Here is a 24,292-nt window from a genome sequence, read left to right as displayed (position 1 = left end):
GATGAACAACGGCCCGGGCCCGGGCCTTCGCAGGCGCGGACTCGGGCCGGGAACAGCGGCCCCTCGGAAGCGGGGCCCGCCGACTACTTCTGGTACGGGTACGGCTGGATCTCCGTCTCCCGGAAGAAGTACGCGATCTCGTTCTTCGCGTTCTCCAGGCTGTCGGAGCCGTGCACCGTGTTCTTGTCGATGCTGGTGGCGAAGTCCTTGCGGATGGTGCCGGCGGCGGCCTGGGCCGGGTTGGTGGCGCCCATGATGTCGCGGTTGCCCAGGACGGCGTTCTCGCCCTCCAGCACCATGAGGACCACGGGGCCGGAGATCATGAACTGCACCAGGTCCTTGAAGAAGGGCCGGGCCTTGTGGACGGCGTAGAAGCCCTCGGCCTCCTTCTGGGAGAGCTGCTGCAGCCGGATGGCGACCGGCTTCAGACCCTTCTCCTCGAAGCGGCTGATGATCTTCCCGATGACGCCCTTCTCCAGACCGTCCGGCTTGATGATGGACAGCGTGCGCTCGATGGCCATGTGACTGGCTCCTTGTGCTCGTTGGGGTGTTTGGCGCTGCGACTCAGCGCTTCTTGGGAGCGCCCCGCTTGAGGGCCTCCTGGAGGGTGGTGCCCAGCTCGGCGGGGCTGGAAGCCATCAGGAAGCCGGCGGCCTCCATGGCCTTCATCTTCTCCGTCGCCGTGCCCTTGCCGCCGGAGATGATGGCGCCGGCGTGGCCCATGCGCTTGCCCGGGGGCGCCGACTGGCCGGCGATGAACCCGGCGATGGGCTTGGTGAACTCGCGGGCCACGTACTCGGCGCCGCGCTCCTCGGCGTCGCCGCCGATCTCACCAATCATGATGACGGCGTCCGTCTCCGGGTCTGCCTGGAAGAGCTTCAGCACGTCCACGAAGTCCGTGCCGTTGACCGGGTCACCACCGATGCCCACCGCGGTGGACTGGCCCAGGCCCAGCTGGGTGAGCTGGTGCACGGCCTCGTAGGTCAGCGTGCCGGAGCGGGACACCACGCCGATGCGGCCCGGCTTGTGGATGTGGCCCGGCATGATGCCGATCTTGCACTTCGCGCCCGGCGTGATGACGCCCGGGCAGTTGGGGCCGATGAGGCGCACGCCCGGCTTGCCCTGCAGGTAGCGCTTGGCGCGCACCATGTCGTTGACGGGGATGCCCTCGGTGATGGTGATGATGAGGGAGATGCCCGCGTCGGCGGCCTCCATGATGGAGTCCGCGGCGAAGGGGGGCGGCACGAAGATGACGGAGGTGTTGACGCCCGCCTGCTTCACGGCGTCAGCCACCGTGTTGAACACGGGGACCTTGCCCTCGAAGTCGGTGCCGCCCTTGCCCGGCGTCACACCGGCCACGAGCTTGGTGCCGTACTCCAGCATCTGCTTCGAGTGGAACGAGCCCGCCGAGCCGGTGATGCCCTGGCAGACCACCTTCGTGTTTTCGTTGACGAGGATGCTCATGGCGTTCCTTCTGGAAAGTGTTGGCGGAGGGCCGGACTACTTGATGGCCGCGACGGCCTTTTCCGCCGCCTGCCGAAGGTTGTCCGCCGGGGTGATGGCGAGCCCGGAGTTGCGCAGCAGCTCCTTGCCCTTCTCCACGTTGGTGCCTTCCAGCCGGACCACGAGGGGCACCTTGAGCTGGACCTCCTTCGCCGCGGCGATGATGCCCTCGGCGATGACGTCGCACTTCATGATGCCGCCGAAGATGTTGACGAGCACGGCCTTCACGGCCGGGTCGGCGAGGATGAGCTTGAAGGCCGCGGTGACCTTCTCCTTGCTCGCGCCGCCGCCCACGTCCAGGAAGTTGGCCGGGCTGCCGCCCACCAGCTTGATGGTGTCCATGGTGGCCATGGCCAGGCCCGCGCCGTTCACCATGCAGCCGATGTTGCCCTCGAGCGCGATGTAGGCCAGGTCCCACTCCTTGGCCTGCGTCTCGCGGGGCTCCTCCTCGGCGAGGTCGCGGTACTCCAGCAGCTCCTTGTGCCGGTAGAGCGCGTTCTCGTCGAAGTTCACCTTCGCGTCGAGCGCCACCACGCCGCCGTCCTTGAGGACCACGAGCGGGTTGACCTCCACGATGGAGGCGTCCGTCTCCATGAACATCTTGTAGAGCGAGGAGCAGAACTGGACGAACTTGTTCACCGTGGGGCCGGTGAGGCCCAGGCCGAAGGCGAGCTTGCGGCCCTGGAAGTCGGTGAAGCCCACCGCCGGGTCCACCGACTCGCGGAGGATCTTCTCGGGGTGCTTCTCCGCCACTTCCTCGATCTCCACGCCGCCCTCGCGGGAGGCCATGAAGGTGATGCGGCTGGTGGCGCGGTCCAGCGTCACGCCGAGGTACAGCTCCTGGCCGATGGCGAGGCCTTCCTCGATGTAGACCTTGTGGACCGTCTGGCCTTCCGGCCCGGTCTGGATGGTCTTCAGCTTCATGCCCAGCATCGCCGTGGCGAGCTCCCTCGCCTCGGCGGGGCTCTTGGCGAGCTTCACGCCGCCGCCCTTGCCGCGACCGCCGGCGTGAATCTGGGCCTTCACGACGACCACGGGCGTGCCGAGCTGCTTGGCAGCGGCCTCCGCCTCCTTGGGCGAAAGCGCGAGGATGCCCTTCGGCGTGGGCACGCCGTACTTCCGGAAGATTTCCTTGCCCTGGTACTCGTGGATCTTCATCGAGGCTCCGATTGGGACGAGGGAGACGGCCTTTAACAAGAGGCGTCAGCGCGGGGCCCTCATTGCGCAGAAACCGACGGATGGCAAGGCCGTTTGACCCCGACGGAACCGCTCCGTGCAGCCCCATGCACACGAGATAACCAGGATTGTCCGCCAGGATGAGCCCGGCTTCACGGCCGTGTGGCATCCAGGGAGGCGCGAGGACGCGTGACGCGGCCGACACCTGCCCTGGAGGGCACGCGGGGGCCGGTATGGAACATTCCCCCGGGCGTTCGATGGGAAGGACGGGCGTCCGTCCCCTGCCCGTCCCACCTGGGAGTCCTCGCGCATGTCCTTCCGTCCATGGCGGCTGCTCTGGTTGTGCCTCCTCATCGCGCCGACCCCGGCCCTGTCGGCCGAGGCACCGAAGGGCGCGGAGGAGCCCCCGGCGTTGGATGCGAAGGCGCGCACCCGCATCGTCGAGGCAGCCATCGCCCAGGTCCGTGCGCGCCACTACTCGGCGGAGAAGGCGGCCCTGGCGGAGCGGCTGCTGCGCTCCCGGCTGAAGCGCGGCGACTACGACGCCATCACCGAGCCCCGGGAGCTGGCCCACGTGCTCACCGAGCACCTGGTGAAGGACGGCCAGGACGCGCACTTCGTCGTCATCTACAGCCCGCAGCCCGTGCCTCGGAACCTGCCCCTGCCGTGGGAGCCCGCGCCGCCCGAGGTCGAGAAGTTCCGCGCCGGGCGCGAGGAGCGACGGCGGCGGATGGCCCTTCGCGAGGCGTATGGCATCGGCCGCGTGGAGCGGCTGGACGGCAACGTGGGCTACCTGCGCCTGACGAGCCTCCCCGAGCCGAAGTACGCCGGCGAAGCCGCCGCCGCGGCCATGCGCCTGCTGTCCGCCACGGACGCGCTCATCATCGACCTGCGCGGCAATGGCGGCGGAGACAACGAATTGGCGGCGCTGTACCTGGGCTGGCTCCTGCCGGAGCGCACGCACGTGCTCGACACGCTGTGGAAGGGCCGGCCGAAGCAGCAGCTCCACACACCCGCTGTCCCGGTGGCCGGCCGGTACGGCGGCGACAAGGAGGTCTACGTCCTCACGGACGGGGACACCTTCTCCGCGGCGGAGACGCTCGCGTATGACCTCCAGGCGCGCAAGCGGGCACGGGTGGTGGGGGAGACGACGCACGGAGGCGCCAACCCCAGCGTGGCCCTGCCCGTCGACGACCACTTTGTCGTGGGCGTGCCCATGGGGCAGACGGTGCATGCCCTGACGAAGACGAGCTGGGAGGGCGTGGGGGTGAAACCGGACATGCCGGTGCCCGCGGCGGACGCGCTGCGTGCCGCGCACGTGGCCGCGCTCACCGCGCTGGCGAAGCGCGCGGAGGACCCGATGCAGGCGGAGGATGTCGACGAGGCCCTCAAGGCGCTGGGCGCCGGCACGAAGCCGCTGGGTGCCGACACGAAGCCGTAGGGAGGTGCCATCCCTGCCCGCAGGTCCGTTGCATGGCGCCGCCGAGGACCTCCGCTCCGGCGCCTGAAACGGCGGCGGCCCCGCCCGGCGTCCTGAGGACGCCAGCACGGGGCCGCTTCGCTGCGGGAAGAGCGGAAGCTGGCGGGTGGACTACCCCGGACCGCCGTGGCTCTTCTGCTCCTCTTCCTTGAAGAAGATGTCCTTGATCATCAGCTTCGTCACCTCGCGGTTCATCACCGCGATGGACGTCGTGAGGGGAATCTCCTTCGGGCAGACCTTCACGCAGTTCTGCGCCTTGCCGCAGTCCTGGATGCCGCCCGGCCCCATCAGCGACCGGACGCGCTCCTCGGACTGCATCTTGCCCGTCGGGTTCATGTTGAACAGGCGGGCCTGGCTGATGGCCGCGGCGCCCATGAAGTCGTTGCCCTGCGTCACCTGCGGGCACGCCTCCAGGCAGCTTCCACACGTGATGCACGTGGACAGCACGTACATGACGGACTGGTCCTTGGGCGACTGGCGCGGGCCCGGCCCCAGGTTGTGGGTGCCGTCGACCGGAATCCAGCCCTTCACCCGCTTGAGCGCGTCGAACATGCGCTCGCGGTCCACGGTGAGGTCGCGGACCACGGGGAACTTGCTCATCGGCTCGAGCGTGATCGGCTGCTCCAGCTTGTCGACGAGCGCCGAGCAGGCCATGCGCACCCGGCCGTTGATGTTCATCGCGCAGCTGCCGCAGACCTCCTCGAGGCACGCGGCATCCCAGATCACCGGGGCGACCTTCTTGCCCTCCACGGTGACGGGGTTGCGCTGGATCTCCATCAGGCACGAGATGACGTTGGCGCCCTTGGTGTACGGGACCTTGAACTCGTCGAAGTGACCCGGCTTGTTCGGGTCATCCTGCCGCCAGATGCGGAAGGTGACGGTCCTGGTGGTGACGGCGGTTGCCTGTGCAGTGTCCATGTCGCTCGACCCTTCACTTCCCAATCAGTTACGGCGGCCCGCCCTGCTGGCGCGGGCCCCCAGAAGAATGAGTACCCCGGCTCAGGCGTACCAGCGGGGCTCGGGCTCCAGGACCGGCGTGGGAATCTCCTCGTAGGAGATCTGCGGGCCCTGCTCGCTGTGCTTGGCAATCGTCGTCTTCGCCCACTTCTCGTGGCGCTTGCGCCACAGCGCCATCCAGTCGGCGTCCTCGCGCGGGTCCTTCGACTTCGGCTCCGGCAGGGAGAACTCGGGCTTGTAGTGCGCGCCCCGGCTCTCGTCGCGCAGGAGCGCGCTGGTGGCGATGACCTCGCCCAGCTCCAGCATGTTCCAGAGCTGGTTGGTGTACGACAGCGCGCGGTTGGCCACGTTGCCGGTGTCCAGCACGTTGCAGTTGGCCCAGCGCGACTTCAGCTCGCGGACCTTCTCCACCGTCTTCTTCAGCCGGTCGTTGTACCGGACGACGGTGCAGTTCTCCGTCATGATGTCGCCCAGCTCCTTCGCGAGCGCGTAGGGGTTCTCCGGGCCCGCCATCTTCTTGATGGTGGCGAACCGGTCCTCCCAGTACTTCTTCGCGTTCTGGAAGTACTTCTCCGGCATGGCCGCCGCGCTGGTGGCGTTGTTCTTCGCGAAGGCCGCCATCGCCGGGCCGCCAATCATGCCCGAGTAGATGCAGGACAGCAGCGAGTTGGCGCCCAGGCGGTTCGCGCCGTGGAACGCGTAGTCCGCCTCACCCGTGGCATACAGGCCGGGGATGTTGGTGGACTGGTTCTTCGGGCTGCCCTCGGCGGGCGTCTGCGTGCGCGGGTCCGCCTCGAACTGCACGTACAGGCCGCCCATGGAGTAGTGCATGCCCGGGAAGATGACCATCGGCGTGACGCGCGGGTCGTCTCCCACGAACTTCTCGTAGATCTCCATGACGCCCTTGATCTTGGCGTCCAGCGTCTTGGCCGGGATGTGCGTGACGTCCAGGTACACGCCGTCCCTGCCACCGATGCCCATGCCCATGTCGCGGCAGACCATGAAGATCTCGCGCGTGGCCACGTCGCGGGGCACCAGGTTCTTGTACTTGGGGTACTTCTCCTCGAGGAAGTAGAAGCGCTCGGCCTCCGGGATGTCCCGGGGGTTGCGCGGGTCGCCCTTCTTCCGGGGCACCCAGACGCGGCCGCCCTCGCCGCGCACGGACTCGCTCATCAGGCGCAGCTTGTCCTCACCCGGGATGGAGGTGGGGTGCACCTGGATGAACTCGCCGTTGGCGTAGATGGCGCCCTCCATGAAGGCGCGGCCGGCGGCGGTGCCGGTGTTGATGATGGAGTTGGTGGAGCGCCCGAAGACGATGCCCGGGCCACCGGTGGCGAGGCACACGGCCTCCGCCGGGAAGGTGCGGATCTCCATGGTCCGCAGGTCCACCGCCACGCTGCCGATGACGCGCCCGCCCTCGTCCTTCACCGTGCCGAGCCACTCCCAGTACTCGTACTTGGTGACCTTGCCCTCGGACTCGTAGCGGCGCACCTGCTCGTCCAGCGCGTAGAGCAGCTGCTGGCCGGTGGTGGCGCCCGCGAAGGCGGTGCGGTGGTGGAGCGTGCCGCCGAAGCGACGGAAGTCCAGCAGACCTTCGGGCGTCCGGTTGAACGTCACGCCCATGCGGTCCAGCAGGTAGATGATGCCGGGGGCCGCGTGGCACATGCCCTTCACGGACGTCTGCTCCGCGAGGAAGTCGCCGCCGCGCAGCGTGTCCTTCACGTGGATGTCCGGATGGTCGCCCTCTCCCTTGGTGTTCACCGCGCCGTTGATGCCGCCCTGGGCGCAAACGGAGTGGGAACGCTTCACCGGGACGAGCGAGAGCACATCCACCTGGTGGCCTGCTTCCGCGAGCTTGATCGTCGTCATCAGCCCGGCGAGACCGCCGCCCACCACCGTGAACCGCGCTGCTGCTGCCATCATCGTCTCCTTGACTGCCGGATGCCCGACGCTGCCGTCGTGAGCCGACTCGCCGTGTGGCGCGCCAGGGCTCGGACATCCCGTGCGAGATCTACAGGCTAGATAACTTGATGAAACTCCGCCGCAATGAAGGCGCCGGCCAGGATAAGGCGGCGTCATCCACGGCATCAGGCGTTGGGGGCCCGCCGGAGACCTCCGGCGGGCCGCCCGCGCCCGGTACGGCCTACAGCTTGACCGAGTCGACCGTCTTCTTCACCGACTGGAAGGACTTCTCCAGCTGGGCCTTCTCGTCACCGTCCAGCTCCACGGTGATGACCTTCTCCACGCCGCCCGCGCCGATCTGCACCGGGGCGCCGAAGAAGTAGCCGTTGATGCCGTACTGGCCCTCCAGCAGGGCCGCGGCCGGCAGCACGCGCTTGCGGTCGAAGAGGAAGCTCTCCGCCATGGCGATGGAGGACGCGGCGGGCGCGAAGTAGGCGCTGCCCGTCTTGTAGAGCGCCACCAGCTCGGCGCCGCCCTCGCGGGTGCGCTTGATGATGGCGTCCAGCCGGTCCTTGGCGATGAGCTGCGTCAGGGGCACGCCGCCCACGGTGCTGTGGCGCACCAGCGGCACCATGTCGTCGCCGTGGCCGCCGAGCACCAGCGCCTCCACGTCGCGGATGGAGCAGCCCAGCTCCTCGGCCACGAAGCACTTGAAGCGGCTGGTGTCCAGCACGCCCGCCATGCCCGCCACCATGTTCTTCGGCAGCTCGGCGATCTTGTGGAGTGCGAACACCATCGCGTCCAGCGGGTTCGCCACGTTGATGACGAAGGCGTTGGGGGCGTGCTGCTTGATGTTGGCCGCCACGTCCTTCATGATCTTCAGGTTGATGTCGAGCAGGTCCTCACGGGACATGCCCGGCTTCCGCGGCACGCCGGCGGTGATGATGATGACGTCCGAGCCGGCGACGTCCTTCCAGTCCGTGGTGCCGGTGACGCGGCAGGAATAGCCGTCCACCGCGGACAGCTGGTTGATGTCCAGCGCCTTGCCCTTGACCATGCCCTCGGCCGCGGGGATGTCGTAGAGCACCACGTCGCCGAGCTGCTTCTGGATGGCGAGCAGCGCCAGGTTGCCACCGATCTGGCCGCCGCCGATGAGGCCGATCTTCTTCTTGCGATTCTGAGCCATGGATTCGTCCTCTCTCAGTAAGGGGGACTACATGTTCTTGATGATGGCCTGACCGAACTCCGAGCACTTCACCTCGGTGACCGTGCCCTGTCCCTCCTGCTTCATCAGGCGGGCGAAGTCGTACGTCACCGTCTTGTTGGCGATGGCGCGGTCCATGCCCTTGATCATCAGGTCCGCCGCCTCGTGCCAGCCCAGGTGCCGGAACATCATCTCGCCGGAGAGGATGACCGAGCCCGGGTTCACCTTGTCCTGGTCCGCGTACTTCGGCGCGGTGCCGTGCGTGGCCTCGAACACCGCGTGGCCCGTGACGTAGTTGATGTTGCCGCCCGGGGCGATGCCGATGCCGCCCACCTGGGCCGCGAGCGCGTCCGACAGGTAGTCGCCGTTGAGGTTCAGCGTGGCGATGACGTCGAACTCGTCCGGACGCGTGAGCACCTGCTGCAGGGTGATGTCCGCGATGGAGTCCTTGATGATGACCTTGCCGGCGGCCACGGCGGCCTTCTGCTCGGCGTTGGCGGCGTCCTCACCCTTGGCCGCCTTGGTCACCTCCCACTGGTCCCAGGTGTAGACCTTGTCACCGAACTCGCGGGCGGCCAGCTCGTAGCCCCACTTGCGGAAGGCGCCCTCGGTGAACTTCATGATGTTGCCCTTGTGGACCAGCGTGACGCTCTTGCGCTTGTGGTCCACCGCGTACTGGATGGCGGCGCGGATGAGCCGGTCGCTGCCCTCCTTGGAGACGGGCTTCAGGCCCACGCCCACGTTGGTGGGGAAGCGGATCTTCCCGAACTCCTTCGGGAACTCCTGCTTGAGCAGGCCCAGGAACTTCTCCGCGGCGGGCGTGCCGGCCTCGAACTCGATGCCGGTGTAGATGTCCTCCGTGTTCTCACGGAAGATGACCATGTCCACCTTGTCCGGCGTCTTCACCGGGCTGGGGACGCCCTTGAAGTAGCGCACCGGGCGCAGGCAGACGTACAGGTCCAGCATCTGGCGCAGCGCCACGTTCAGCGAGCGGATGCCGCCGCCCACCGGCGTCGTCAGCGGGCCCTTGATGCCGACGAGGTACGTGCGGAACGCCTCGACAGTCTCGTCGGGCAGCCAGTTGTTGACCTGCTTGAAGGACTTCTCGCCGGCGAGGACCTCGTACCAGGCAATCTTCTTCTGGCCCTTGTAGGCCTTCTCGACCGCGGCATCGAAGACCGCTTGGGACGCGCGCCAGATGTCGCGGCCGGTACCATCGCCCTCGATGTAGGGGATGATCGGGTTGTTTGGCACGGACAGCTTGCCGTTCTGCAGGGAGATCTTCTCTCCGGAAGACGGGGGCGCCATGGGCGTACTCCTGGAAGGTGTGGCCGTGTAAGAAGAGGCGCGGGATAGTCGAAAACCCGCTCCCTCCCGTCAAGGAGTTTGGCCGACCGCCCAGGTTGCAGGACTTATCGGAGCCAGCGGCAAAGGCGCGGACGTCCGCCACGCGCCCCCGGACACAGCCCCCTATAAAGCAGTAGACGGAGGCGCGATGCAGAGCGAGGACCGGCGCCAGGCGCGGCATTCCTTCCAGCGGGCCGCTTCCATGCGCAGCGGCCGTGGATGCGTGGGGAATGGAGGACCGGCGCGAGCGCAGCAGTCCTCCAGGGCCTCTTCACTTCCTCCACCGCGGAATCACCGCGGCGGGCACCGCGACTACCAGCTGGACATGCCGGGCGCGGGCAGCTCCACCGTCACGGTGATGCCAGCGCCGCGGGCCACTTCCAGCGTGCCGCCCACGGACTCCACCAGCTCCCGCGCGCGGGCCAGCCGGCGGTGCAGCGGCCCCACCAGCATGGGCGACAGGAAGACGGCCTGGGCCTCGCGCTCCGAGAGCGAGGCCCCGGGCGCCACCACCTGGAAGCGCGGGCCCACGTCCCCGAAGTCATCCGGAGCGTCCACCACCAGCCGGACCCCCTGCCCGTTCGCCGCGTCCGCGGCGTGGGCCAGCAGGAGCAGCATCACCTGCTGCATGCGCCGGCTGCTGACGCGCGCGGGGACGGCGTCCTCCGGCAGCTCCAGGGCGACTTCCACTCCATGGAGGCGGCGCGTGGCGGTGAGCAATTCCACCGCGCCGCGAGCCATCTCCGCCACGTCCACCTGGGGACGATCAGGCGAATCCACCAGCGCGAGTGCGGGGACGCGCCCCGTTGCGCCCTGCTGGAGCTGCTCTCCCGACTGCGCCCCACCCGTCGTGCTCACTGCAGCACTCATCCCTCACCTCTCCCGCTGGCCGACTGGAGCAACTCTAACGACAGGGGCTGACGATCTCCATTTCACTACGAGAAAGTACGCACAGCGTGCCCGACTTGTGACATTACAGTTGCGCGACAACATCGCCGTGATGTTGTTCACTCCTGAGCCTTCACTCTTCGTGGAAATCGGAAAAAGGTTCTGTCACCCCCGACCCACAGCCCTACATTCCCGACAGCCAGAAAACAGCGTGGCTGGATAAATTCGGTTTGACTGTTCCTTCTGAATCCGTATGATGCGGACCTATAGCGATTCGCCGCCTACCGCAGAACCGCTGGAGCAGGGAGGGACTGTTGTGCTTGCAACTTCGACATCCGCATCAGGCGTTCCTCAGCACCGGAGAAGGGGGCTCCTGCCTATGGAAGGGGGAAATGCGCACTCCAACTCCACCAAGCGGACGCTGGAGTTCGTCAGCCGTGATGCTCTCTTCAATGTGATTCCGCTGCCGCCGGCCGAGGCGGCCCTGGATGACTCGGGCTACTCGCTGCACGGCACGGGCGCGGACGCCATCACCTGCTCGCTGGGGACGCCGGACATGTCCATTGGCGAGGTGACGCGCCTGTCCCCCACGGTGGTGTGGGTGATGCCGCACGGCCCGGTGGACATGTCGGAGTCGCGGACGATGCCGGTGTACCTGTCCGGCTGCGGCGTGACGCTCGGCCCCATCCGCGGTGCGTTCATCCGCACGGACGCGGAGACGCCGAACGCGCCGGTGGGTCTGCAGCTGGTGGGCGTGACGCTGGAGCAGGGTCGGCAGATCCTCTCCCTGCTGGCGGACGCGCTGAAGCGCGGCGTGGCGGAGCCGGCCGCGTCGGTGCTGCCGGTGCAGGACACCATCGAGCAGGCCGAGCGCGTGCGCTCCATCCTGGTGGCCACCTGCGCTTCCGGTAACAAGGCCGTGCTGCGCCGCATGGGCCGCACGGTGCGCATGGTGCTCGAGCGTTTCAACCCCTCCACGTCGCAGCTGGAGTGGCGGACCGAGGAGCCGGTGGCCGAGTGGGGCGAGGCGCCCTTCGACATCGACGTCATCGGCTACAACAGCGCGTACCGGATGAAGCTGGACGTGGGCACGGCCGACGGCGAGCGGCTCTTCACGCCGCTGCCCGAGAAGCTCTTCCGCATCCGTCACCGGTGGCACCGCCGCGTGCAGGCCCCCGCCGGCGTCAGCGTGCGCTTCCACCACCCGCTGTGGCGGGAGCTGGGCGAGCTGTCCCGCGAGGTGGTGGACCTGTCCTTCTCCGGCATGTGCGTGCGCTGCCGCCCCGAGGACCTCGTGTTCCCGGGCCTGCTGCCGCCCATGCTCGAGCTTCACACGGACAACGGCCAGATCATCACCCTGCGCGGGGAGATCCGCTACGTCAGCAGCATGCGCGCGGACGGCACGGTGCTGTGCGGACTGAGCGTGCTGCCCTACTCCTCCGACGAGGCGCGCTGGGTGCGCTTCGTGTCGCAGGCGGCCTCCCCCAACACCCGCACCAGTGAGAACCTGGAGGACGGGCTGTGGGACCTCTTCACCCGCTCCGGCTTCTTCAGCCTGGCGGGCAAGTCCGCCGAGGAGTTCGAGGAGCTGCGCCTGGCCTTCCGCACCATGGCGAAGAAGGCCGCCGAGATTCCGCAGCTGTTCTGCCAGGCGGTGTGGCCGTCCGAGCGCGGGCTGGAGGCGACGCTGTCCTTCATGAAGCCCTACCGCCACGCGTGGATGGGGCACCAGGTCGCCAAGCGCCCGGGCAAGCCGCCCTCCAACGTGACGGAGCCGGGGCAGATCATGCGCGACCTGTACCTGCGCACCTTCGAGCACCCGCAGAGCGACCCGGACTTCAAGTGGGTGGTGGCCTACGTCGAGGCCCTCAACCCGTGGATTGCGAAGGCGCACGTGCGCTACGCCGAGCGGCAGATGGAGACGGGCGCCGGCCTGGCCTTCACCCGCAAGGTCCACATGCTCGACGTCTTCAGCCACGAGCTGACGGGCCGCACCTTCGACGGAATCTCCGTCGGTTCCGCCACGCCGAACGAGCTGACCCTGCTGTCGGACACCATCGCCCGCACGCGCCCCACCTGCTACCTGGAGGCGCTCGACTTCACGCGAGACCGCATCGAGCTGCGCCCCGTCCAGGCCCGCTGGAAGGAGTTCGGCCTGGAGCGTGAGCGCGAAATCCTGGTCGCGCGCCGCGGCGGTGTTCCGGTGGCGGCCGTCGTCGTGGAGCTGGGCCAGCTGGGCACCAACCTCTACAGCCTGTTGGACATGGCCCGCCTGTTCCCGCTCACCGAGGCGGGGCCGTCCGCTTATGTCGCGCTCGTCGATGCTGCCCGTCGCTGGTACGCCGCGCGCCGTCGCACTTCGTTCCACTACATCTGTGAGGACGAAGGGGGGGATTACGTGCAGGAAGCCGGCATCCACGCGGGGCCTGATCCGTACATGTGGATCATCTCCTCGAAGCTGATCCCGGACTTCCTCGAGCACATCAGTGAACTGACCATCGGGCGCCGCAGCGCTCACACCACTCGCCAGGGGTAATTGAAATGAGCAAGAAACTCGTGGAGGAGCTGTACGTCCCGCACGTCAAGGAGGCGCGTGAGCGTCTCAAGACGAACCCCGCGCTGAAGGCCCTGCTGGACCCGAACGTGAATCCGGCGCTGGTGGAGGGCTTCCTCATCCAGCTCAACTCCCTGGGCGTGTACATGACGGAGCCCGTGGACGGGTGGATCCGCCGCGCGGGCGAGGCGACGGTGAAGATGGGCCTGGTCGAGGTCGGCGAGAAGCTGACCACCCACGCCAAGCACGAGGAAGGTCATCACCTGATGATGATCGAGGACACCAAGTCCCTCGTGGCCCGGTGGAACAAGCACCGCACGCCCAAGCTGGACGCGGAGGCCCTGATTGCCCAGGCCCCCACCCAGGCGATGAAGGACTACCGCGCCATCCACGAGGAGACCATCGTCGGTCCGATGCCGGCCTCGCAGGTCGCCATCGAGTACGAGATCGAGAACCTGTCCGTGGTCTTCGCCCCCGGTCTGATGGACCAGGCCAAGCGCGTTCTCGGCGAGGACATCATGGAGGCGATGTCCTTCGTGAAGGAGCACGCGGAGATCGACGTGGGCCACACCGCGCTCAACGAGTACATGCTGGGCAAGCTGCTGGGCCAGGTGCCCGAGGCGGCCCCCATCATCGGCCGCACCGGCGCGCGCGCGCTGGAGATCTACCTGAACTTCATGGCCGACTGCGTGGAGCGCGCCGAGCAGCTGCTGAAGTCCGCCGCGGCCTGAGCTTCCACACGTCCTGAAGTCTCCCGGGCGTCACGGGCACGAGAGTGCCCGCGGCGCCCGTGACTTTTTCCACAGCCCCCTGCCCTTCCAGCGAGGCTGGACGCGCCCTGGGCTCACCCGGCGCGACGGACCTTGCCCTGTCCCCGGCGCGCCAGCGGGCGGATGCGTCCGCGCAGCGAGCCCTGCAGGTGCCCCAGCTCCCCGCCTCCCGCCGCGCCGTAGACGTAGCGGTCCGGGCGGAGCACCACGACGTCCGCCGAGTGCCGCGCGAACCAGGCGCCGAGCCGGCCCTCCGCGTCCACCACCCCTTCCGCCCGGATGGAACCGGTGAGCTCCGCCGCGGACACCGGCAGCCAGCGCGCGCCGAGCTCCGTCGCCAGCGTCCGGGCCTCGCGCTGCACCTCCAGTGAAGCACCGGGCCGCGTCAGCACCGCGAAGCCCTCGCCGAGGACGTCGTCCAGCAGGGTGGAATTCCCGTCCGGCAGCGCCACGCGCGGCTGCGGGAAGTAGGTGCCCTCCGGCGCGTCCTTCTTCGCGCGGCGGGCGTGGACGAGGAAGCCCTGCTCCAGCGGCATCATCGGCTTGACCTTGTACTGGCGGATGAAGTCCCCGGTGACGGGCAGCCGGTAGAGCAGCTGGATGAGGGCGTTGCGCGCCCGGGCCAGCACCTGCCCGCCCGTCATCATCACCCGGCCCATGGCGTCCGAGCTGCGGATGACCTCCGCCACGTGCGCGCGCCGCTCCTGCTCGTATGTGTCCAGCAGCGACGCATCCGCCGCGCCCCCGAGCACCAGGCCCAGCTTCCACGCCAGGTTCGCCGCGTCCCGCAGGCCCGCGCACAGCCCCTGCCCCAGGAAGGGCGGCATCAGGTGCGCGGCATCTCCGAGCAGGAACGCCCGGCCCACCCGCCACTTCTCCGAGAGACGGCTGTGGTACGAGTACACGTTGGCGGAACGGACCTTCACCGTCGCCGGGTCCAGGTAGTGCGCGACGAGGCTCCGGACGAACTCGGGCCGGCGCGCCGCCTCCAGGTCCTCGTCCGGCGCGAGGATGATGTCGAAGCGCATCTCGTCGCGCGCCGTGCGGGTGATGAAGCCGCGGCGCTTCGGGCCGCAGAGGTACGCGGTGAACTCCGGGTCCGGCGTGGCGGTGGCCACGGTGATGGCGAGCGAGTGCTCCAGCGCCGTCGTCCCCTCGAGCTTCAGCCCCAGGCGCCGGCGGATGGCGCTGTGCGCGCCGTCGCAGGCCAGCAGGTAGCGGGCGTGCACCGTCACGGCGTGCTCGCTCGCGCACTCCTTCACCCGCGCCGTCACGCCCTCGTCGTCCTGCACGAAGGACTCGACCTCGTGCCCCTGCCAGAGGCTCACGTGGGGGAAGCGGGCCATGCCCTTGCGCAGCGCCGCCTCCAGGCGAGGCTGCTGGAAGAACGCGCCCACGAAGTGGCCGAAGGGCTGGTCCACCTTCGTGAAGTCCACCTCCGCCAGCGAGCGCAGCTCGTCGTCCAGGTACTGCAGGCGCCGGCACGGGAAGAAGCCCGGGCCCAGGTCGTCCACCAGGCCCACCGACTGGAAGATGCGCTGCGCCTCGTCATCCACGCTGATGGCGCGGGACTGACCGTGGGGCGCCGGCTCCCGCTCGATGACGAGGGTGCGCACCCCGTGCTGACCCAGCAGGTTCGCCGCCATCGCTCCAACAGGCCCACAACCGACGATGATGACATCAACAGACTCTGGAGCCATGTCCGCCTCCCGTTGCGCGACGTGCGAGCTGATCTGCCTTTGAGCCGATTCCCCCCTTGACCTGGGAGATAAAGATATCAAGACAACCTGACAACCCCTTCGGCCCGAATCTGACTCCCGTCCAGTGTTGAGCTGATCGGCGCCGGCCTGCCTGAACCCATCCTTTTCCCCGCATCACCTGTTTTCCCCTCGGAAACCGACCCCGCGCCCCGCGACTTCGTGGCCTCCTGCTCCGAGCGGGCCGCGCTCCGGAGTGGCCCCACCGCGTCCTGTGTCCTCCACCAACCCCTTCATCTATTTGAACGCACCCGGGGAAATACCTTGCATGTATGAGTTAGCCCTTCCCAAATTCTTTCCGGGCGGCGACGCCATGTCTCAACGTTCCGAGCGGGACGGCACCCGGCCAGACGCAGGCACCGCCGCACCGCCGTGTCTGGCCATTCCTTGGAGGCTTCAAGATTGCGCCCGGACGGGACAACGCGGCGCATTGCGGGATGAGGCCTCGCCTGCCCTGCAGCCAACATGGCGGACGCGTGACGCGAGGCCCCCTGTCGGGAACACGGCAGTGACGCCCCACTCCAACGCACAGCGTCGTGATTTCCAGGGCTTATGGGGGTTGGATGCAGGCTCCGCAGTTCCTCAAGGAGCAGACAGATGGAATGGCTCGAGTTCCCCCGTTGGTCCCCTGAAGTGGAGCGGCAGCTGGCGATGCAGGCCGCCCGGTTGGGAGCGGCCATGAGCCGGGGCGCCGTCACGACCCGCCGGCCCGGCACCAGCGCCACCGTGGCCGCGGCGTACCGGCTGAACGCGATGCTGCGCTCCTACCCGCGCACCAACCCCTGGGGCCACCCCGCCTCCGAGTGCTGAGCGCCTCACGCACCTGAAAGCCCGGCCCCCGTCCTCCTTCGACGGCGCCAGGGCTCCACAGGCGCGGGAGACCGCGACGAGGCCCCTCCTCCGCCCTCACCCGAGGGACGGGAGCGCGGCCCCCGGTCTCGACTTTGACTCCAGAATCAGGCTTCCCAGGTCAGCCGGTGGCGCACGGGCGGAGCGCGGCGTGCTCGGCGCGGCGCCTGGACCTGCCCCGCGGCTGGCGTGTCAGCCGGTGGCGCGCTGGCGGAGCACGGCGCGCTCGACCTTGCTCATGGCGTTGCGTGGAAGGGCGTCCACCCAGGTGAAGCGGGCGGGCGCCTTGAAGCCCGCGAGCGACTGGCGGCACCACGCGTCCAGCGCCTCGGCCGTGGGCGTGGGCTGGCCGGCGCGGAGCGCGAGGAAGGCCACCGGGACTTCGCCCCAGCGGGCGTCCGGCACGCCCACCACCGCGGCTTCCTGCACCGCGGGGTGGTTGGCGAGCACCGCCTCAATCTCCGCGGGGTAGAGGTTCTCTCCGCCCCGGACGATGAGGTCCGTGCGACGAGAGAGCACGGTGAGGCGGCCGTGCACGTCGAGCACGCCCACGTCCTTCGTGCGCAGCCAGCCGTCCCGGAGGACGTCGCGCGTGGCGTCCGGGCGCTTCCAGTAGCCCGCCATCACCGTGGGGCCGCGCACCTCGATGTCCCCTTCCTCGCCGGGGCCCTGCGCGGTGCCGTCCCCGCCGACGATGCGGACGTGGATGCCGGGGAGCGGAGGCCCCGCGGTGCGGCCGTCGGCCTCGCCGGGGCGCTCCGTCGTCACCTGGGAGCACGCCTCCGTGAGGCCGTACGTCTGGAGCGCCAGCAGCCCCGCGGCCCGCGCGCGCGCCAGCAGCGGGACGGGGACGGGGCCTCCGCCGATGAGCGCCAGCCGGAACGTCGGCGGCACGGGGCAGTCCCCCCGCGCGTCCAGCACGCGCTCCAGCGTGGTGGCCACGAGGCTGGCGTGCGAGATGCCCTCCGCGTCGATGGCCCGGTTGACGGCGTCCGCGTCGAAGCGGTCGTGGAGGATGAGCGCGCCGCCCTCGTACGCGGTGCGCGTGAGCATGGCGAGCCCGCCCACGTGGAAGAGGGGCAGCGTGCCCAGCCAGCGGGGCGCGGGGTGCGCGCCCAGGTTCGCCGCGGAGGCCCGGGAGGACGCCCGGAAGTTGTCCTCCGTGAGCACCGCCCCCTTGGGCCGCCCCGTCGTCCCGCTGGTGAAGAGGACCACCCGGGGCGCGTCCTCCGCCATCAGCTCACACGTGAGCGACGGTGCGGCGTGAGTGGCGACGAAGGACTCCAGGGCCTCGGCGCCGGAGATGCGGTCCATCAACGCACCGAGGGCGAAGACGAGACGGGGCTCCACGTCCTCCACCAGCGGCGCCAGCTCCGCCCGCGTGAGGCGCGCATTGAGGGGCGCCAGCACGGCGCCCAGCCGCCCCAGGGCCCAGAAGAGGCACACGGACGCCACGTGGTTCGTCGCGAGCAACGCCACGCGGTCCCCGGCTCCGACGCCCCGGTCCTCGAGCGCCTTCACCCACCGGCCCACGTCCGCGTCCAGCGCCCGGTACGTCCATGCGCTTCCGGCGAAGGTGAGCGCCTCCGCATCCGGGTGGCGCACGGCGCCTTCGCGGATGGGACAGGGCCCACCGCCCCGGGCGCCAGGGAAGGTGCCAGCCTCGACTGCCTTCGGGTCCGTCATCCTCGCGCCTCGGAATCCATGGGACGGACCTGCACCGACAGCGCACCACCTCGGGGCACGAAGTGTGTCCCTCCGTCCGCGGTCTCCGGTCCGTCAGCCCTTCACCTCGAAGCTCCCGCGCCGCTGGGGCCAGGGCTCCGGGACGTCCACACCCTCAGCCGACCATCTCCGCGGTGAGGCCCAGGCCAGGGGCCTGGGGCAGCCGGATGTGCCCGTGCACGGGGCGATACGGGTGCACCGCGGGCTCGTGCGCGAAGAGGCGCCCCACCGCGAGCCCCGACGCCAGCGCGCCGGAGGGCAGCGCCGCCGCCAGGTGCGTCGCGCCGGCCCGTGCCACCACGCCGTCCAGCGAGCTGGTGACATACGCCTGCATGCCCAGCCGCGCCGCCCGCATCGCCACCACCAGGCACGGCAGCAGCCCGCCCAGCACCATCGGCTTGAGCACCACCGCGCCCACCGCCGGGCCTCCGCCCATCAGCGGGTCCACCGCCAGCAGGGCCCGCAGCGCCTCCGGTGAGCCGAGCGACTCGTCCGCCGCCACCATGCACGGTGCCCGCCGCTGCACCCGCCACAGCGCCGCCAGGTCCTCCGGCGGCGTGGGCTGCTCCACCAGCTCCAGGCCGTACCAGCCCAGCTTGTCCAGCGCGCGCTTCGCCTCGGGCTCGGACCAGCCGCCATTCGCGTCCAGCCGCAGCTTCACGTCCGGCCCCACCGCCTCGCGCACCGCCTTCACGCGCTGCTCGTCGTCCTCCAGCGGGCGGCCCGCCACCTTCAGCTTCAGCGTGCCGTAGCCCTCGGCCACCGCCTTGCGCGCCTCCTCCGCCAGGGCCTCCGGCCCGTCCGCACCCAGCAGCGCATTCACCGTGACTTCCGTGCGCGCCTCCTCGGCCAGCAGCCAGCACAGCGGGACGCCCTGTCGCTGGGCCAGCAGGTCCAGCAGGGCCAGCTCCAGCGCGTGCTCCGAGGCAGGCATGGGCCCCTCCGGCGTCGGCGTGGGCTGGCGGGAGCGGATGCGCACGCCGTCGCCTCGGGCCACCGCCGGGGGGAATGGGGACAGCGTGTCCTCGATGGCTCGCACCGAGTCCCCGAGGAACTGCCCCTTCAGCGCGGCGAGCCAGGCCTCCAGCGTGGCGCCGCAGTCCGCGAGCGACTCCGTGCCGAACTCCGGCAGCGGCATCGCCTCGCCCAGGCCCACGCGTCCCGCTTCGTCCTCCAGTCGCACGAGGAAACCCTCGCGCGCCGAATACGTGCCGCGAGACGTCTTCAGGGGCTGGAGCAGCTCCAGCCGCAACGGGGTGAGGGACACCTTGGCGATGCGCATGGGCTCACATCATCTCAGGTACAGCCCCAGCGCGAATAGCAGGCCGTAAACGAGCTGCAGCCGCGCCGTTCCCCCCAGGGCCGGGTTCAGCGCGGCCCCATGTGCGGTCAACATCAACCTCAGAGGTGGAACGGCCAGCGGAAGACTCAGCAAGGCCAGGAAGACCCAGGGGCCAGCCTGCCCCAGCGCATACATGGCGAAGGGCGTGGCATAGGACAGCACGAGCAGCAGCACGTACTCCGCGCGGCCCATGCCGGTGCCGAAGCGCACCACCAGCGTGCGCTTGCCTGCCTTCACGTCCGTCGAGGCGTCGCGCTGGTTGTTCACCACGATGAGCGCGGTGCCAATGGCCCCCACGGGCACCGCCGCCCACCACGCCGCCGGGTCCACCGTGCCCGCCTGCACGTAGTACGTCCCCGTCACCGCCACGAGCCCGAAGAAGATGAAGACGAACAGGTCTCCCAGCCCGTGGTAGCCCAGCGGGAAGGGCCCGCCCGTGTACGCGAAGCCGCACAGCAGCGACGCGACGCCAATCGCGACGATGGGCCAGCCGCCCACCACCACGAGGTACAGGCCCGTCACCGTCGCCAGGCCGAAGCACACCGCCGCGCCGGCCAGCACGGTGCTCGGCGCGATGAGCCCGCTCTGCGTGACGCGCTTGGGGCCGAGCCGCTCGTGCGTGTCCGCGCCCTTCTTGAAGTCGTAGTAGTCGTTGATGAAGTTGGTGCCAATCTGGATGAGCACCGCGCCCAGCAGCGCCGCGAGCGCCGGGAGCGCGCGGCCCACGCCCAGGCCGAACGCGAGCGCCGTGCCCACCAGCACCGGCACCAGCGCCGCCGTCAGCGTCTTCGGCCGCGCCGCCATCACCCACAGCTTCACGCCGGGACGCGGCTTCTCCACCGCGGGACCCAGGCCAGGAACCGACGTGCTCACGAGCCCATCCTCCCCGCCGCCGTGGCAACGGGACTGTCGAACTGCGGCGCCTCGTACCAGGGCGTCTGGAGGAAGCCCAGCACCTCACGGGCGTACGCCTCCGGCGACTCCAGGTGGGGCGCGTGGCCGCGGTCCGCGAAGGCGTGGCGCCACACCACGGGCAACTCCGCGGCCATGCGGCGCGCCGTCTGGGTGAACTTCGCGTCCTTCGCGCCGGTGAGCAGCAGCGTGGGCAGCCGCTGTGCATGCAGCTCCGGCCAGTAGTCCGGCTGGACGCCCAGGCCCAGGCACTCCAGCGCTCCGGCGAGTCCCTCCGGCGTGCAGGCGCGGCGGCGGGCGCGCAGGGCGGCACGGCGCTCGGGAGACAGCTGGCGCAGGCCCTCGAAGAGGGGCAGCGCCTCCCAGCGGTCCACGAAGGCGTCCACGCCCCGGGCGCGGATGAAGGCCGCGAGCTGCGCATCCGCCTCGCGCCGCGCCGCGCGCTCCTGGCGGCGGTGCAGGCCCGGCGAGCCGCTCTCCATGATGAGCCGGCCGAAGCGGTCCGGTGCGCGCACGGCCGCCGCCAGCGCCACGCGCGCGCCCTGCGAGTAGCCCAGCAGGTCCACGGGGCCCTGCCCCAGCCGGTCCACGAGCGCGACGAGCGCGTCCACCGTCTCCAGGAAGCCCTCGCGGCCCGTGCGCTGCGGCAGCGGCGTGGCGCCGTGTCCGGGCAGGTCCACGGCGATGGCCTTCACCGCGCGGCCCAGGAAGGGGCGCAGGTCGTCGAAGGAGCTCCGGCTGCCCGTGAAGCCATGCAGCAGCACGAGCGGCCGGGAGCCCTCGCCCCACGTCTCATATGCCAGCGTCACGCCCATGGTCCGTCTCCCAGTGCGGCAGCCATCCGAGCGAAGAGCTGCCGGTGCTCGTCCACGTTGGCGGCGCGGTCCACCCGCGCCTCCACCAGATGCAGTCCACCCTCGAGTCCCTCGCGCACCGCCGCGCGGAGCGCCGAGGGCGTCCGGGGCCGGTGCAGGCGCGCCCCGCCGAGCGCGGCCGCGTGCGACAGGTCCACCCCGTGCGGGGTGCCGAAGAGGGACTCGAAGTCGTCCGGCCGCGCCGCCTGGGCCACCGGCAGGAACGAGAAGATGCCGCCGCCGTCGTTGTTCACCACCACCACGGTGAGCGACAGCCGCGCGCGCGACGCGGTGACGAAGGCACCCACGTCGTGCAGCAGCGCCAGGTCGCCGGTGAGCAGCACCGCCGGCCGCCCCGCCGCCGCCGCCATGCCGAGCGCGCTGGAGACGATGCCGTCGATGCCGTTGGCCCCGCGATTGGCCAGCACCCGCAGCGGCACCGTGCCCGCGGGAGCGAAGGCATCCACGTCGCGAATGGGCATGCTGCTGGACACGAAGAGCGGCACCCCGGACGGCAGCGCCGCCACCACCTCGCGAGCGATGCGCGGCTCGTTGAGCGCCTCGGGCTGCTCGGCGAAGGCGGACTCCAGCTCCGCGCGCGCCAGTCGCTCCGCGCCCAGGAAGCTCCGCGCCCACGGCCCCGCGCCGCGTGACAGGCCGCGCGAGAGCGCCTCGCACGCCGCCACCGCCGAGCCCTCCACCACCAGGGCCGCCCGGTGCGCCGGGTCGAACAGCGCGCCCCCGTCGCTGAAGAGGACGATGTCCGCGCCGGACGCGTCGAGCCACTGCTGCGGCACCTTGGGCGTCAGCCCTCCGCCGAAGCGCAGTACCAGCTCCGGACGGTGCGCCTTCGCGAAGGGCGTGTGGCGCAGCAGCGCGTCGTAGTGCGACACGGTGAGCGGACCGCCGCCATAGCGGGCCTGCGAGGTGGCCTCGGCCAGCACCGGGTAGCCCGTGGCCTGCGCCAGCGCGCTGATGGCCTCCGCGAAGCCGTCCGCCTCGTCTCGCGGGCCGCAGACGATGACGCCCCGCTCGGTGGCGGCGATGCGACGGCGCACGTCCTCCAGCGCGGCCGCGTCCGGCACGGGCGTGGGCGGGACGATTCGCGTCAGAGGCACCCCGGGCCGGCCCGCCTTCGCCAGCGCGGACAGCCGCTCCTCGCCGAAGGGCTCGGCCACCGGGGCCAGCGGCTCGCGGAAGGGCACGTTGAGCTGCACGGCGCCTCGCGGGGCGCGCAGCGCGGTGGCCACGGCGCGCGCGGCGGTGGCGCGCAGGTGGGCCAGGGCCACGTCACTCGCCTCGGGCAGGCCCAGGTCGGCGAAGAGGCGCGCGTGCTCGCCGAAGAAGCGCGCCTGCGACACCGTCTGCGGCGCACCCCACCCCTGCAGCTCCAGCGGCCGGTCCGCCGTCAGCACCACCAGCGGCACGTGGGCCAGCGACGCCTCGATGACCGCCGGGTAGAAGTGCGCGCCCGCGGTGCCGCTCGTCGCCACCAGCACCACCGGGGCCCGTGACTGCTTCGCGAGGCCCAGCGCGAAGAAGCCCGCGCTCCGCTCGTCGATGACGGACCAGGTGCGCAGCCCTTGCGCGCGGGCGCAGGCCAGCGCCAGCGGCGACGAGCGCGAGCCCGGGCACACCACCGCATGCCGCACTCCGCCGCGCGTCAGCTCCTCCAGCAACGCGCGCGCCCACAGCACGTTGACGTTAGCGTCGCCCGACATCCCCGCCTCCCAGGGCCCGCAGCATGGCCAGGCTCTTGATTTCCGTCTCCCGCCACTCGGCCTCGGGGGTGGAGCCCGCCACCAGCCCCACGCCCACGAACAGCCGCGCCTTCGTGCCTCTCACCAACGCCGAGCGCAGCGCCACCATCAGGTGCGCCCGGCTCGGCCCCACCCAGCCCACCGGCCCCGCGTACCAGCCGCGGTCCAGCCCCTCGTGCTCCACCAGGAACGACAGCGCACGCTCGCGCGGCGTGCCGCCCACCGCCGGCGTGGGGTGCAAGGCCGCCACCACCTGCGCCGCCGTGACGCCCTGACGCAACTCCGCGCGGATGCCCGTGCGCAGGTGCACCAGGTTCTTCAGCGTGAGCAGCGCGGGCGCCGCGTCCGACGTCACCTTCTCCGACACGGGCCGCAGCGCCGCGAGGATGTAGCGCACCACCGCGTCATGCTCGCGCAGGTCCTTGTCGTGCCCCGTCAGGCCCTCGGCCTGCGCCGTCGCCGCCGTGCCAGCGAGGGCCTCCGTCTCGAGCACCTTCCCGTCCACCCGGCACAGCGTCTCCGGCGTGGCGCCCAGGAAGCAGGCCCCGTCCGGCGCGCGGAAGAGGAAGGTGGCGCAGCGCGGGTTCTGCTCGCGCAGCCGCGCCAGCACGTCCACCACGTCGAAGGAGGCCGGCCCCTCCACGTCCAGCGAGCGCGCCAGCACCACCTTCTGGAGGTGGCCCGACGCAATCGCCTCCAGCGCCCGGTTCACCCGCGCCTCGAAGGCCGGGCGCGACGACGCCTGCGCCAGCGACACCGGAGCGCCCCGCGCGTGCCGGTACGTCTCCGGGAAGCACGCGCGCACCCGCTCCAGCCGCGAGCGCACCGCGTCCTCTCCGCCCCGCTCCTCCGGCGCGAAGGCCGCCACCATCAGCCCCGCCCCGGCACGCCACACCAGCACCTCCGGCAGCGTCCAGCGCGCCACGCCGTGCGCGTCCCACGCCGCGTCCGGCGCACCGGTGGCGCCGAAGCGCATCCCGCCGAACCAGGGGCCGGGCATCGACTCGGGTGCGTCACCCAGCCAGCGCAGCGACAGGGCGCCCAGGGACGCCAGCGCGGCCGGGGCCTGGGACGCGTCCTCCGCCACCACCACCGCGGCCTCGCCCCAGCCAGCCGCGGCCTCCCGGGCCAGCGGCCGCTCCCAGTACACCGAAGGAACGCCCAGCACGTCCGCTCCCGCCAGCGGATCCCCCACCGCCAGGGGCATCATTCCGGCCACCCAGCGCTGGCCCTCAACGGGATTGAGCGTCTTCATCAGCGTTCCTCATCGATGATTGCCTCGCAATCACCTTCGGTTGTCTTCTAAGCCATC

The 24,292-nt window shown here is 70.4% G+C and carries 19 protein-coding genes; 4 read left to right on the top strand and 15 right to left on the bottom strand.

The genetic code is table 11. The features are described from left to right. Positions 1-83: 83 nt before the first annotated feature. Genes ndk through sucC form a run of 3 tightly spaced genes read right to left on the bottom strand, consistent with a single transcriptional unit; the run spans position 84 to position 2,661 of the window. On the bottom strand, positions 84-521 hold the full coding sequence (gene ndk, locus ACX9TP_RS21645) for a nucleoside-diphosphate kinase (protein WP_163988575.1): 438 nt from the start codon (positions 519-521) through the stop codon (positions 84-86). 43 nt (positions 522-564) lie between these two features. Further along, positions 565-1,464 (bottom strand): succinate--CoA ligase subunit alpha, encoded by a 900-nt coding sequence (sucD, locus tag ACX9TP_RS21640; RefSeq protein WP_482981619.1) that lies wholly within the window; start codon positions 1,462-1,464, stop codon positions 565-567. A gap of 36 nt (positions 1,465-1,500) precedes the next feature. Beyond that, positions 1,501-2,661 (bottom strand): ADP-forming succinate--CoA ligase subunit beta, encoded by a 1,161-nt coding sequence (gene sucC / locus ACX9TP_RS21635; protein ID WP_482981618.1) that lies wholly within the window; start codon positions 2,659-2,661, stop codon positions 1,501-1,503. A 328-nt stretch (positions 2,662-2,989) separates the two neighbouring features. Here sucC and ACX9TP_RS21630 point away from each other — a divergent pair, with 328 nt between their 5' ends. After that, complete coding sequence (locus ACX9TP_RS21630) at positions 2,990-4,120, top strand: S41 family peptidase (protein ID WP_482981617.1); 1,131 nt, start codon at positions 2,990-2,992, stop codon at positions 4,118-4,120. 150 nt (positions 4,121-4,270) lie between these two features. Here the strand turns inward: ACX9TP_RS21630 and sdhB are convergent, their stop codons facing one another. From sdhB to ACX9TP_RS21605, 5 genes are all read right to left on the bottom strand, one after another. Beyond that, a complete protein-coding gene (gene sdhB, locus ACX9TP_RS21625) occupies positions 4,271-5,077 on the bottom strand; it encodes a succinate dehydrogenase iron-sulfur subunit (protein WP_482981616.1) in 807 nt (268 codons plus the stop codon). A gap of 81 nt (positions 5,078-5,158) precedes the next feature. Further along, positions 5,159-7,036: a succinate dehydrogenase flavoprotein subunit gene (sdhA, locus tag ACX9TP_RS21620; protein WP_482982205.1), complete on the bottom strand. Its 1,878-nt coding sequence runs from the start codon at positions 7,034-7,036 to the stop codon at positions 5,159-5,161. 223 nt (positions 7,037-7,259) lie between these two features. After that, positions 7,260-8,204: a malate dehydrogenase gene (mdh, locus tag ACX9TP_RS21615; protein WP_206728044.1), complete on the bottom strand. Its 945-nt coding sequence runs from the start codon at positions 8,202-8,204 to the stop codon at positions 7,260-7,262. 27 nt (positions 8,205-8,231) lie between these two features. Further along, a complete protein-coding gene (icd, locus tag ACX9TP_RS21610) occupies positions 8,232-9,530 on the bottom strand; it encodes an NADP-dependent isocitrate dehydrogenase (RefSeq protein WP_482981615.1) in 1,299 nt (432 codons plus the stop codon). Positions 9,531-9,881: 351 nt separating this feature from the next. Then, positions 9,882-10,439 (bottom strand): histidine kinase, encoded by a 558-nt coding sequence (locus tag ACX9TP_RS21605; protein WP_482981614.1) that lies wholly within the window; start codon positions 10,437-10,439, stop codon positions 9,882-9,884. A gap of 397 nt (positions 10,440-10,836) precedes the next feature. On the opposite strand from ACX9TP_RS21605, the gene ACX9TP_RS21600 reads away from it, so the two are divergent. Both ACX9TP_RS21600 and ACX9TP_RS21595 read left to right on the top strand, forming a co-directional pair. Next, complete coding sequence (locus ACX9TP_RS21600; protein WP_482981613.1) at positions 10,837-12,993, top strand: PilZ domain-containing protein; 2,157 nt, start codon at positions 10,837-10,839, stop codon at positions 12,991-12,993. A gap of 5 nt (positions 12,994-12,998) precedes the next feature. Continuing rightward, a complete protein-coding gene (locus ACX9TP_RS21595; RefSeq protein WP_482981612.1) occupies positions 12,999-13,742 on the top strand; it encodes a hypothetical protein in 744 nt (247 codons plus the stop codon). A 113-nt stretch (positions 13,743-13,855) separates the two neighbouring features. Here ACX9TP_RS21595 and ACX9TP_RS21590 read toward each other — a convergent pair whose 3' ends face one another. Continuing rightward, complete coding sequence (locus tag ACX9TP_RS21590) at positions 13,856-15,481, bottom strand: bifunctional 3-(3-hydroxy-phenyl)propionate/3-hydroxycinnamic acid hydroxylase (protein WP_482981611.1); 1,626 nt, start codon at positions 15,479-15,481, stop codon at positions 13,856-13,858. Positions 15,482-16,135: 654 nt separating this feature from the next. On the opposite strand from ACX9TP_RS21590, the gene ACX9TP_RS21585 reads away from it, so the two are divergent. Next, positions 16,136-16,348, top strand: a complete 213-nt coding sequence (locus tag ACX9TP_RS21585) for a hypothetical protein (RefSeq protein ID WP_482981610.1) — start codon at positions 16,136-16,138, stop codon at positions 16,346-16,348. A gap of 231 nt (positions 16,349-16,579) precedes the next feature. On the opposite strand, the gene menE is transcribed toward ACX9TP_RS21585, so the two are convergent. The 6 genes from menE to ACX9TP_RS21555 form a co-directional block, all read right to left on the bottom strand. Then, positions 16,580-18,073 (bottom strand): o-succinylbenzoate--CoA ligase, encoded by a 1,494-nt coding sequence (gene menE / locus ACX9TP_RS21580; protein WP_482981609.1) that lies wholly within the window; start codon positions 18,071-18,073, stop codon positions 16,580-16,582. A gap of 154 nt (positions 18,074-18,227) precedes the next feature. Further along, positions 18,228-19,394, bottom strand: a complete 1,167-nt coding sequence (gene menC, locus ACX9TP_RS21575) for an o-succinylbenzoate synthase (RefSeq protein WP_482981608.1) — start codon at positions 19,392-19,394, stop codon at positions 18,228-18,230. A gap of 9 nt (positions 19,395-19,403) precedes the next feature. Then, positions 19,404-20,327, bottom strand: a complete 924-nt coding sequence (locus tag ACX9TP_RS21570; RefSeq protein WP_482981607.1) for a 1,4-dihydroxy-2-naphthoate polyprenyltransferase — start codon at positions 20,325-20,327, stop codon at positions 19,404-19,406. Continuing rightward, positions 20,324-21,181, bottom strand: coding sequence for a 2-succinyl-6-hydroxy-2,4-cyclohexadiene-1-carboxylate synthase (menH, locus tag ACX9TP_RS21565; protein WP_482981606.1), 858 nt, complete (start codon positions 21,179-21,181; stop codon positions 20,324-20,326). Before menH ends, ACX9TP_RS21570 begins: the two co-directional genes overlap by 4 nt. Beyond that, positions 21,172-22,941, bottom strand: a complete 1,770-nt coding sequence (gene menD / locus ACX9TP_RS21560) for a 2-succinyl-5-enolpyruvyl-6-hydroxy-3-cyclohexene-1-carboxylic-acid synthase (protein WP_482981605.1) — start codon at positions 22,939-22,941, stop codon at positions 21,172-21,174. The genes menH and menD overlap by 10 nt, the downstream gene beginning before the upstream one ends. Beyond that, a complete protein-coding gene (locus ACX9TP_RS21555) occupies positions 22,925-24,235 on the bottom strand; it encodes an isochorismate synthase (RefSeq protein WP_482981604.1) in 1,311 nt (436 codons plus the stop codon). Before ACX9TP_RS21555 ends, menD begins: the two co-directional genes overlap by 17 nt. Positions 24,236-24,292: the final 57 nt, after the last annotated feature.

Source organism: Pyxidicoccus sp. M15, from assembly GCF_056858435.1.
The sequence above is the reverse complement of the archived record's forward strand: the minus strand, read 5'-3'. Positions and strand labels throughout refer to the sequence as shown.